10 protein-coding genes are annotated in these 11,799 nt (G+C 44.0%); 7 read left to right on the top strand and 3 right to left on the bottom strand.

What is annotated here, in order from left to right:
* The first annotated feature begins 111 nt into the window (after nucleotides 1-111).
* Complete coding sequence (cytX, locus tag RT034_RS08370; protein ID WP_313015945.1) at nucleotides 112-1,311, top strand: putative hydroxymethylpyrimidine transporter CytX; 1,200 nt, start codon at nucleotides 112-114, stop codon at nucleotides 1,309-1,311.
* Nucleotides 1,312-1,464: 153 nt separating this feature from the next.
* On the opposite strand, the gene RT034_RS08365 is transcribed toward cytX, so the two are convergent.
* Entirely contained in the window at nucleotides 1,465-1,689 is a 225-nt protein-coding gene (locus tag RT034_RS08365) for an HP1242/YdcH family protein (RefSeq protein WP_128680666.1), read from the bottom strand.
* Nucleotides 1,690-2,025: 336 nt separating this feature from the next.
* Between RT034_RS08365 and ahpF the strand changes: the two genes are divergently transcribed.
* The 6 genes from ahpF (at nucleotide 2,026) to RT034_RS08335 (ending at nucleotide 10,637) form a co-directional block, all read left to right on the top strand.
* Nucleotides 2,026-3,609: an alkyl hydroperoxide reductase subunit F gene (gene ahpF / locus RT034_RS08360; RefSeq protein WP_313015942.1), complete on the top strand. Its 1,584-nt coding sequence runs from the start codon at nucleotides 2,026-2,028 to the stop codon at nucleotides 3,607-3,609.
* Between the two features lie 197 nt (nucleotides 3,610-3,806).
* Nucleotides 3,807-4,709, top strand: a complete 903-nt coding sequence (locus RT034_RS08355) for a 3-hydroxyacyl-CoA dehydrogenase (protein WP_313015940.1) — start codon at nucleotides 3,807-3,809, stop codon at nucleotides 4,707-4,709.
* A gap of 165 nt (nucleotides 4,710-4,874) precedes the next feature.
* Nucleotides 4,875-7,832: a hypothetical protein gene (locus RT034_RS08350; RefSeq protein ID WP_313015938.1), complete on the top strand. Its 2,958-nt coding sequence runs from the start codon at nucleotides 4,875-4,877 to the stop codon at nucleotides 7,830-7,832.
* A 118-nt stretch (nucleotides 7,833-7,950) separates the two neighbouring features.
* Entirely contained in the window at nucleotides 7,951-9,054 is a 1,104-nt protein-coding gene (locus RT034_RS08345) for a 4-phosphoerythronate dehydrogenase (protein ID WP_313015937.1), read from the top strand.
* Between the two features lie 107 nt (nucleotides 9,055-9,161).
* Nucleotides 9,162-10,127 carry an EF-P lysine aminoacylase EpmA gene (epmA, locus tag RT034_RS08340; RefSeq protein WP_313015935.1) on the top strand — a complete coding sequence of 322 codons (966 nt, stop codon included), beginning with the start codon at nucleotides 9,162-9,164 and terminating at the stop codon, nucleotides 10,125-10,127.
* Nucleotides 10,128-10,157: 30 nt separating this feature from the next.
* Entirely contained in the window at nucleotides 10,158-10,637 is a 480-nt protein-coding gene (locus tag RT034_RS08335; protein WP_157797004.1) for a DMT family transporter, read from the top strand.
* Between the two features lie 13 nt (nucleotides 10,638-10,650).
* Here the strand turns inward: RT034_RS08335 and RT034_RS08330 are convergent, their stop codons facing one another.
* The gene (locus RT034_RS08330) at nucleotides 10,651-11,325 is read right to left on the bottom strand and encodes a hypothetical protein (RefSeq protein WP_313015932.1); all 675 of its coding nucleotides are present in this window, start codon (nucleotides 11,323-11,325) and stop codon (nucleotides 10,651-10,653) included.
* 6 nt (nucleotides 11,326-11,331) lie between these two features.
* A complete protein-coding gene (locus RT034_RS08325) occupies nucleotides 11,332-11,781 on the bottom strand; it encodes a YaiI/YqxD family protein (protein ID WP_313015960.1) in 450 nt (149 codons plus the stop codon).
* Nucleotides 11,782-11,799 lie beyond the last annotated feature (18 nt).

Raw genomic sequence — 11,799 nt, 5'->3', positions numbered from 1 at the left:
GACAATTAGATAAAATTAAAAACCTCAAATTGAAAGATTTGGGGTTTTTTTATTCAACTACTGTTGTTAACAATGATAAAATCAGCTTCTTTGAAGTTTGAGAAAATAACCATGGATAGCGCACAAACCACCCACCAAACTGGCAGTCAGACCACAAGTAGCCATCACGCCTTGCTGTGGGCAGGGGCAGCGGTGTCAATCGCTGAGATTTTAACGGGCACCTACCTTGCGCCGTTGGGGTGGGAGCGTGGCTTGTTAGCCATCGTCATTGGGCATATGATAGGTGGGGTGCTATTTTTTTTAGTCGGCTATATTGGGGCAACCCAACGCAAAAGTGCCATGGAAACGGTGAAGGGTAGTTTTGGTTTTCAAGGTGGGATGCTTTTTGCTTTGCTAAATGTTGTGCAATTGGTCGGCTGGACAGCCATCATGATTTATGATGGGGCATTGGCGGTCAATGGGATTTGGGCTATCGGACAAGCGGCATGGTGTGGTGTGATTGGCGCACTGATTGTGCTGTGGCTGTGGATGGGCACCCGCTTCTTTGGCAAAATCAATGCGTTGGCGGTGGCTGGGTTATTTATGTTAACGCTTATTTTGTCGTTTAAATTATTTAAGTTAGGCGCTGGGGATGTGGCAGCGACAAAAGACATGGCAGCAGCAATGAGCTTCGGGGCAGCGGTGGAGCTCGCGGTCATTATGCCATTATCATGGTTGCCGCTAGTGAGTGATTATACTCGCAATGCGCAAAAACCTTTGCAAGCGACGCTCGTGAGCACCGTGAGCTATGGGGTGATGAGTGCGTGGATGTATGCGATTGGACTGAGCATGGCATTGTATACCCAAACGTCGGATTTTGCCCAAATGCTATTACAGCTTGGATTGGGCGTGACTGGGTTATTGTTGATTGTGCTCGCGACGGTGACAACCACGTTTTTGGATGCGTACTCTGCAGGCGTGTCGGGTGTCTCGCTGTGGCAAAAACTTCCAGAAAAAGGCTTGGCGATTGGCATTACCCTCATCTGTACTATCGCAGCGATGCTGTTTCCCATGGATGATATCACTGAATTTCTATACTTTTTAGGCTCGGTGTTTGCGCCAATGGCAGCCATTCAAATTGTGGACTTTTTTATTTTAAAAAATAGCGGTATCAAACAGCGTTTTCATGTCAAAAATTTGATTGTCTGGGCGATTGGTTTTTGCTTGTACCGTTATTGGCTTGCCCATCCACTCGATATCGGGAATACCTTGCCGGTGATTATGGTGACGATGCTGTTATGCTTCTTGGTTAATATATCCACAAAAAAATAATGCCGTCAGCCACACTTAAACCAATTTTTTTACAGTCCAATTTTCTTAAAGTAGGGTTAATTGGTTGATTTAAGCCTTACACTCGCTATCAATAGCAAAAGCCCTGTCACAACGAACAGGGCTTTAATCAAAAAATCGAATTTAGCTTAGAACTTATTTATGTTTATTGTCTTCTAAGATTTTGTAGATTTCATCTTTTAATTGCAGTTTTTGTTTTTTTAATGCTTCAATTTCGTCATCACGGCTGCCTGCTGCAACAGGATCTTTTTCTAGGTTAATGATTTGAGCATCTAATTCGTTGTGTTTATCAAATAATTTTTCAAAGTGTTTATCAGAAGTTTTTAGTTTGCTAATAAGTTCGCGATGTTCTGGAAACATAGTCCTTTCCTTTTTTGGTTGTATGTGAAAAATAATGCAAAGGGGTCAACATATAAGACAAATTTGATTGAGTTGGTATATTGTATTTGTCTTATTAGCATTGTAACGAAAAATTGTAGGGTTGACTATACGCTAATCGGTAACAATTGGTGAGGGGGAAAAGCCACGTTATCAATGCACTTAAGTAATTTATGTATTAATATTTTGTTATATAAAATAATAAACGTTTTGTTTTTTAAAACATAGCTATCAACTTTCTTAGATTGTCAAAGCCCACAAAAATCACAATAATAAGGTTAACACAATGACTTACCCAATGACTAGAAGGAAGATACCATGTTAGATCAAGGTTTATTAGATGCAGTAAAAAGTTATAGCGAACGTATGACTCGCCCGATTGAGTTTGTGTTGGGTGAGGGTGAACATGAACAGCGCGCTGAACTGGTGGATTTTTTGACCCAAATTGCAGGCACTACTGATAAGATTAGTTTGAGTCAACAATTCGATGCCAATCTATCACCGATGAGTTTTAAAATCCGTAGCCAAGACAAAGATACGGGTATCATTTTTAGTGGTATTCCAGGTGGTCACGAGTTTACCTCATTGATTTTGGCGATTTTGCAATCAGGTGGCAGTGAGCTCAAACTTGACCCAGGTATTCAAAATATCATTAAGGCGATTAAACAACCGCTAAAATTTGAAACTTTCGTCTCGTTGTCTTGCCACAACTGTCCTGACGTGGTGCAAGCGCTAAACCAATTTGCGTTACTCAATGACAACATCAGCAATGAAATGATTGATGGTGGTGTGTTCCAAGACATGATTAACGAGCGCAAAATCCAAGGCGTACCTGCGGTATATTTAAATGGCAAACCTTTTGCCAATGGTAAAATTGACACTGCCAAACTCATCGAGAAACTGCAACAGCAATATCCAGATTTGATGAGTGCTGCAGCAGCAGCCGAACAGCTTGAAGAGCAAGATGTGACCATCATCGGTGGCGGACCTGCGGGTGTGGCGGCAGCCATTTATGTGGCACGTAAAGGCTTAAAGGTGACCATGGTGGCTGATCGTATCGGTGGGCAAGTGAAAGATACCCAAGATATCGAAAACTTGATTTCAATCCCGTTGACCAATGGTAATGAATTATCTGCCAATTTTGTCAAACATATCACCGCTTATAGTATCACGGTCAAAGAAATGGTAAGCGTGACATCCATCACCGAAAATTCTGCACAAATGAATGAGCAAGGCGAGGATAAGCTAACCTACCAAATTACGCTCAATACCGGTGAAAGTTTCGCCACGCGTGCGATTATCGTAGCGACAGGGGCAAAATGGCGTAAGCTTAATATCAAAGGTGAAGACGAAAATATCGGTAGCGGCGTCGCGTATTGTCCGCACTGTGACGGTCCGTTCTTTAAAGGTAAAGACGTGGCAGTTGTGGGCGGCGGTAACTCAGGGATTGAAGCGGCAATTGACTTGGCAGGCATTGTCAAACACGTGACAGTGTTAGAATTTGCTGACACGCTCAAAGCAGACCAAGTATTGATTAATAAAGCCAAAGAGCGCGATAATATCGATATCATGACAAGTGTAGCGAGCCAAGAAGTTAAAGCAACCGCTGGTAAAGTCAGTTCGCTAATTTACCAAGACCGTACCACCGGTGAAAACAAAGAATTGCCATTATCTGCTATCTTTGTGCAAATCGGATTGGTGCCAAACTCGGAAGTGGTTAAAGATTTGGTACAGGTGACCAAATTTGGTGAAATTGAAATCAATGAGAAATGCCAAACCAACAAACCCGGAATTTTTGCCTGTGGTGATGTGACTACTGTACCGTTTAAGCAAATTAATATTGCGATGGGCGAAGGTAGTAAAGCGGCACTCAGTGCGTTTGAATACCTCATGTTGCAATAATTCTTCACCTGTTTTTTAGTTATTTTTCAAAAAAAGCCAAACGTCATAGTTTGGCTTTTTTTTGGCGGGTAATTTTTTTTTTGGGGTAATATTGTGTTGTCTTGTCAGTCTATATTGCCGAGGTAGGCATACTACCCAAAATCCGCTACAATAACTTGCAAACTATTAATAGTAATAGCGATTTAAAGGAATAAATCATGACAACAGCAAATACTTCATCCATCAAGCAGGTTACGGTAGCGGGCGGCGGCGTACTGGGTTCTCAAATCGCCATGCAAAACGCCTTTTTTGGCTTTAACGTCACGATCTTTGATAAAGAACCTGAAAAGGTCAAAGGGCGCATCGCAAAACTCATGCCCATTTACGCCAAATTCTATGAAAAAAGCCCAGCACAAGCCCAAGTAATTACCCATGCGATTCGCTATGTGACTGACTTAGGCGAAGCGGTGGCAGAGGCTGATTTAGTGATTGAAGCCTTACCAGAAGTCCTTGATATCAAAAATGAATTTTATAAAGCGCTGGCAAGTGTAGCCCCAAGCCACACGATTTTTGCCAGTAACAGCTCAACGTTGATTCCTAGCCAAATGGTCGAGGCTACAGGTCGTCCCGATAAATTTTTGGCGTTACACTTTGCCAACCGTATATGGGTGAACAACACCGCAGAAGTCATGGGCTCAGCGCATACCGACCCGACAGTATTTGACAGCATTGTTGCTTATGCCAAAGCCATTGGCATGGTGGCGTTACCACTCAACAAAGAACAGCCTGGCTATATCTTAAATACCCTATTAGTGCCTTTTTTAAATGCCGGTATGCACTTGTATGCCAATGACATTGCCGATCCCCACACAGTCGATAAAACTTGGATGATTGGCACAGGCGCACCGATGGGACCGTTTGCCATGATGGATATCGTAGGGGTTAATACCATTGTTAATATCAGCCAGCAAAAAGCCAAAACAGGCTCAAAAACTGCCGAGCGATTTATCCAAAAACTGCAAACCGAACTGATTGATAAAGGTCGCACAGGGTTTGAAGTGGGGAAGGGCTTTTATGATTATCCAAACCCGGCTTATAAAGACCCTGATTTTTTAAAATAAGCGTCAAAAAAGTTTAAAAGTCAGTATTTGAAAGTCAGTAGATGACAAAAGCCCATTCACCCAACATGGGCTTTGTTTTTTTATTGCGGCAGCACCGACGGCTAGCACTTGCCAAAGCCAACAATTTACCCCAAAATGATAAAAAATTGTTGCCAAAAATCCCCGATGAAGCCGACCATAGCCCAACAAGTCAACACCTTATTATATTATTTGCAGACCAAACAGACACCGCCGTTTGAGATACTGTTTTGGGAAAACTTGCAAAAGATTGACTTTGATTATTCAGCCAACAGCCTACAACAACTCAGTCGGTTTTTTGCAGCAATGGCAAAACGCCACATTCAATTGCCACAATTATTGGCAAACCAAAGCGGGCAAGCACTTATAGTAGCGCTCGCCGCCTATATTGCAGACTATTTAGCCAAAACCACCGGGCAACCGATTGCTTGGTATGACTATGACAGGATGTCAGCACAACTGGCACGGCAAAATAAGTACCCCATCCAGTCACAGTTACCTGCCGATTTTTACGCGTCACTCACCGCGCACATCGGGCACAAAGTCTATTGCCAACCGCTTAAGCTATTACCAGATTTGCTGCAGGGTAAGGATGTGTTGCCACAGTTTATTGCCCAGATGACGCAAACTGTCTATCAGCAATCGCAAGTCAACTTATTGCAATCGCCTGAGGCAGTGTGTCAGGGCTACTTGGCAAAAGTGAAAACAGGCAAACTACAGGATGCCGCTATCGCATTTTCTACCTATCTGGCAGCGGTGAGTTTTGATCATAGCCGTGATAGTTTGGTGCAAATTGATGAGGCGTTATCGGCTATCCAGCAGGCGTTTGGGTTTACGCAAGCGGATTATCTGGATTTTTTGCAAGACACCTCACGTCAAGCATTTTGCTATTTGCTGGGGTTTTATATTGGCGTGACCAGCAGTCGCTTGGCCAATGCGCCCGTGCGCTGGGTATCTTTTGCGCAGATGTATGACAGCTTGGGCGAGGAGTTTGCTGAATGCCTTGAGCATAGTTTTGTACTGCTGTTTGAGGACTGCTATCGCACGCCGATGCTGGTAGTGACCAATCGGTTATTTGGACTTGCTAGAAATTTTCCGACTACCGCTGCTGAGTTTGCGGATATTTTGCAGCGGCAAAATGCAGGTCACCTAACGGTTTATCCTTATCAAGACGCTGTGAGCGCTACCGCTGACTTGCCAGCGCACTGGACGTCAGCCATGCAAGCGGCGGGTGAATTGGTGGCATCTGTGCTATTAAGGCTATCACAAGGTCAGCCGATTTTACCTTGTGTGTATCAAGCCAATACCAGCGACAATACAGCCGATGAATTAACCGCATTTAATCCATCCAATATTAAGTTGTTATCACCTAGCGATATGGATTTAGATACAAACATAGAAACAGACACAGACACAGATACAGCCACAAATACAGACACGCTGATTGATAGCCTCTACCAAACGCTGCATCAAAACCCACAATTAGCCACAATAATCGTTGGCTGTTTTGATAGCTATACCAATTTGCCGATGGGGCGTACCGAAGGGATTGTGATTGAGATATGGGTGTATGAAAACCCTCGCTTACAGCTGCAGCTTGTGTTGCCATATCAGTCTGCCAATGATTGGCACAGTCTAAAAATTTATCCGTTAGTCAGTCATCAAAAAGGCGCACAAACAGCGATTAACTCAGAACAAATAGCCGCGTTAACCACTCACTTTTACCAAGCACTGCTAAGCACGCCTTCAACACAAAATACCGCGGTCAAAACGCTGTGGCAAGATGCCTATGTCAATCAACTTGATAGCTGGGTATTGCCGCCCAAAGACCAGCGTACCCAGCAACAAAACGCGCAGCTAGTGACGCATTTTGATTTTGCGCTATTGCCGATACTCGATAATCAACCCAATGTGAATATGGCAGCTTTTGACTATACCAGAATTGATTGGCGCGGGTTTGACTTGACAAAACATATTTTGCAAGCCAGCCACCATGAGCAAGGCTATTTGCAGGTATACGTCAGTGATAACTTGATTAAAGATGAACTGTATCGGCAAGTAGAAGCGACTGAGGATTTATATCGCTATGGCAAAGTAGTGTGGGGTGTTGTGATAAAATCTGATGCAGCGTTAACCGAGCCTATATCAGAAGAGGAACGCGACACGCCTTTTGCCAACCATCGGGTAAGTTGTGCCGACATTTTGTTTGATCCAAGCGGGCAAGCAAGGGTAGAAGATTTGCAAGCCAAGGCAAGTCAATTAATGGATGCGGTTGCTACCAATCAGCCGCCAAATGCTATGCCCGATGTAGCATTTTATCAATTACATTGCCAAGACGACACATCTAGGGTGTTTAATTTGGCTTATCCAGCCAGTATCGCAGCAACAAACTATCGGATAACTACCAGTTGGATTTGGCGGCGTCATTTGCCCAATGGCATGTTATCAAACAGCATAGTGCCCATTATCATTCATACTAATGCTTACCAAAATAAAGCCGAGCAGGGCGAAATTATGGTATTGCCTAGCCAATTATGGGATAAAGCCTATTATCACTATTGGCTAAGTTTGGCTTATGAGCAATTTGGGCAAGATTATGATTTACTTCCCTATATCCACTGGCAGCAAAAATACGCACAGGATAGCACCGATGCCGCAACCCAAAAGCGGCTATGGCCAAAATTTAAACCCAACCGAGCACCTAATCGAGCATCTAGCCGAGAACAAAGTTCAGCTATCGGATTGATGTCAGAAAAGCTAGAAAATCCAATGTCAGCTACTGATAAGCAACAAGGCAGTTTGCAACAAGCTGCTATTCAGCAAAAGACTGAGCAAAAACTTGCTGATGTAAAGCCAACTTTACAACCATCAATAGAGCCAACTACCCAGATAGCACAGGCAGCCAAAACATCACAGACACCAAAAGCGCCGCCACCATCCTCACTATCCAATGAGTTGACGCAGCAACTTATGAATGACAAGCTGCGCTTACAAACCCAATTATCCACCAAAGATACAGCCAAAGATAAAAAACTCCTGGTGATTGCTGTCGGTGGGGTGCTTGTTTTGATTATCATGGTGATACTGGTCAAAATGATGCGATAAATTTCCCCAATTTTTATTTGAAAAAAGTCAGCATACGCATCAAAAGGTCATAAAAATTTGTTATGCTAACGGTCTGTAAGTTGGATGATGACAACAAAAAGAAAGATAGGGATACAATATGAAAATTATTGCTGATGGCAATATTGCTCATTTAAGCGATTTTTTTAATGAACACACTTTAGGGCGACCCATCGAATTGATTGCGATGGCAGGGCGTGAGATTGACGCGGCTGTGATAGATGAGCATCAGCCTGATATTTTGCTAGTACGTTCCGTCACGCCTGTCAACAAGCTGTTGTTAGACAACAATAAAAGCGTCAAATTTGTCGGTAGTACCACCATCGGCATCGACCATGTCGATGTGGAGTACCTCGCCAAGCGCGGCATCATTTTTGCCCATGCAGCTGGCTGTAGTAAACATTCGGTTGCCCAATATGTGGTGGCAGCGATTGCCAATTTACGCCCTGATTATTTATTCAAACCCATCAACCTTGGGATTATTGGGGTGGGCAATATCGGTAATACGCTAGCGCAATATGCGATTTCCTATGGCTGGAATGTGCTGGGCTATGACCCACTCAAACCACCGTCGGTAGTCAACAACGCCAAACTTGAAACTGTACTGCAAGAAAGCAATGTGATTAGCTTTCACGTGCCACTGACGCATGCGCACAACAGCTCATATCCCACCCACCACGACTATTTGATGACCCAAGCGCGCTGGCAAACCGTATCCGATACTGCCATCATCATCAATACCTCACGCGGTGAAGTGCTCGGTCGTGATGATATTGTTGCAAGCCCGAATGTGTGTGTACTCGATGTGTTTGAACACGAGCCCAATATCGATGCAGAGCTGCTCAAAGCCTGTAGTATCGTCACCCCACATATTGCCGGTTATACTCTAGAAGGCAAACTTAGGGGCACACAGTTTGTCTATAATGCCTTATGCAAATATTTACAGGTTGCCCCAACGGTTGATTTTCATAGCTTGATGCCAGCTGAAGTGCCGCTGTTTCAAGAAGTGCATAACCCACTCAAAGACCACGAGCGCCACCAACTGCTCAATAAAATTCCTGTGATGTATGATATCAAAGCCGATGACAAGCGTTTACGTAGTGTGGCAAACGCAAATGGTGATATTGAAGGCAAAGACTTCGATAACCTGCGTAAAAATTACCCGCTGCGCCGTGAATGGCAATCATACGTGTTTAAAATTTGATAAAAATGTTTAACGTGAGATAAAGCAAAAATAGCCAGTATGGGAAAATACTAGCTATTTTTTTTGGGTCTGCTAATATTGTCGCAAATCCAACTATCCAAACTGCTATGTCAACCACTTATCAACCTACTTGCACCCTACAAACCGCCCAAGCCCGGGCTGCGATGTATGCCACCATTCGCCAGTTTTTTGCCGAGCGACAGGTGCTAGAAGTGCAAACCCCAGTGATGTCACAGGCGGGCAACACCGATATATTTTTGCAATCCGTCTCTAGCAATGTCACTGTGGGTGACCAACCAACAACCTATTATCTGCACACCTCACCCGAATTTGCCATGAAGCGTCTATTGGCAGCTTGGCAAGTGCCGATGTACCAGATTTGCCCCGTGTTTCGCGACAACGAAATTGGCAGCCGTCACAACATTGAATTTACCATGCTTGAATGGTACCGTCCCAATTTTAGCTTGGATGAACTGGCAAAAGAAACCAATGACTTGGTGTCTGCGGTACTCGGCTATCCGGTGATTTTTGACCATTATCGCTATGTGGATGCCTTTATGGATTTTGTTAAAATTCATCCCTTCAATGCCAGTTGCGATACTCTTAAAGCCATCGCCAAAGATAATGGTCTTAACATTGATTTGGGGGACGATCACCAAGGCTGGTTAGATTTATTATTTAGTCATTTGGTGGAGCCTAATTTGGGAAAAGCGCTACCGACACTCATCTACGATTATCCTGTTGCCACTGCTGCGCTTGCCAAGACAGTCACAGACAAAGACGGCAATCGGGTGGCTAGACGCTTTGAGCTGTATATCAATGGTCTTGAAATCGCCAATGCGTATGATGAGCTGGCTGATGGACAAGCGCTGCGTCTGCGCTTTGATGAAGACAATGTGGCGCGTAAAAAACGCGGGCTACCTGTGATGCCAATTGACGAGAACCTGCTGGCAGCTTGTGATGCCCTGCCAGCTTGTAGTGGCATTGAGCTTGGCATCGATCGACTGCTGATGATTAAAACGGGCAAAACCCATATCCGCGATGTCATCGCTTTACCCACCCCTCACGCCTAACAGCAGTGAACTCAAAAAATAGGAATTGATATGAAAATTTGGCATTTATTTTTGGGGCTGATGGCAGGCTTGGGCATTCCGATTCAAGCAGCGATTAATACCCGATTGGGCGCAATGTTTGGTGGTCAACCATTAATGGCAGCATTTGTATCGTTTACGGTTGGCGCGCTATTATTGTTCTTGGTGTCTTTGCTATTTGTCGATTGGCAAGCGGTACAATCGGGTCTATCAGACATGCAAATCAGTGATTGGTGGAAATGGCTTGGCGGTGCGCTGGGCGCGTTTTTTGTTTTTGCGTCGATTTTTTTAGCGCCAAAAATCGGTGTTGCCAATACGGTGTTTTTATTTATTTTAGGTCAGCTGGTCATGGGTATGGTGGTGGATAGCTTGGGTTTATTTGGTATGCCTGTTAAAACCCTGCATTGGAGTAAATTTTTGGGGATTGTATTGATGCTAGTGGGCGTATCGTTTTTTATGTTTGGACAAAAATGGTTTGCTAAGTCGTCATAATGCTACGGCTGGGTTAATTTGCAAATCTAATCGCTAATTGATGGATGTAGTCATTGAATTTGTGTTCATCTTGCGAACCAATCATCAAGGCATTGGGAATAGACTCATCTATACTCAATAACATCACCACACCAAAATCTTCGGCTTGAAAATAGCGCTCATGCGGCTGCCGCAGTTCGGTAATTTCACTGGCGATATGCTGTAATTTTTCACTCAAATCAGCTGGAATTGACCTTCCATCAAAATCATAAATTTGGGCATGGTGTTTCAATCCACCATTGACGCCATTGACAATCGCTTGCGCCAGTAAGAACTCAGCCAGTGGCAATTCATCAAACCAATGAATTTCGCTTTGTTCAATCGCATCAAAGTTACGGCTCATTTGCACTATGGGATTGAGTTGTTTTAGTTCATCTATATGAATGCCCCAAACGCCGTCATTATCGCAGGTTTTGCCAATGACGAGATGGTCGCCCAAGCGTTCTAACGGCAATAAGCCAAGGTGATTAAAGCCACTATTGAGACTAGCAATATTGCCTAAAGCCAATAAATAATGATACAAACCTGCAGGTAATTGAACGCCCAAGGCCTGCTCATTTTGCTCAATCATCGCCTGACTGACACCCAGCGGTTCGGGGTGATTTTCCAGTTGATACAATAATTTAATAGCACGAATAGGGTTTAGCATAATCAACTAGCGAATCCAAGCGTTCAAAATATTGGCAAAGGCTTGTTTGTCTTTGTCGCTATAGGGGGCTTGTCCGCCTTGCTGATTTGGCTCAAGCACACCCGTACTTCGCATGGTATCCATAAAATCGCGCATATTAAGCTTTTGCTTGATATTGTCTTTGTCATACACAAAACCGCGAGAAGTCACCACCTTAGCGCCTTTTTCAATGCAATCATTGGCGAGGGGGATATCGCTTGTGATGACCACATCACGCGCCACACACTGCGCTGCGATATAGTCATCCGCTTTATCAAAACCGCCTTCGACCACTATCATCTGCAAAACTGGCAACCGCGGCAAAGCAATGGCACGATTGGCGACAAAAATCGTGGTCGTCTGCGTGCGCTGCGCAGTTTTGATGATGATTTGCTTGGCAATATTGGGAATTGCGTCAGCGTCTATCCACAGGGTGATTTTTGCTGTCATGGTTTT

It is taken from the genome of Moraxella sp. CTOTU48841 (assembly GCF_032061225.1).
Taxonomy (GTDB): domain Bacteria; phylum Pseudomonadota; class Gammaproteobacteria; order Pseudomonadales; family Moraxellaceae; genus Faucicola; species Faucicola cinerea.
The sequence above is the reverse complement of the archived record's forward strand: the minus strand, read 5'-3'. Positions and strand labels throughout refer to the sequence as shown.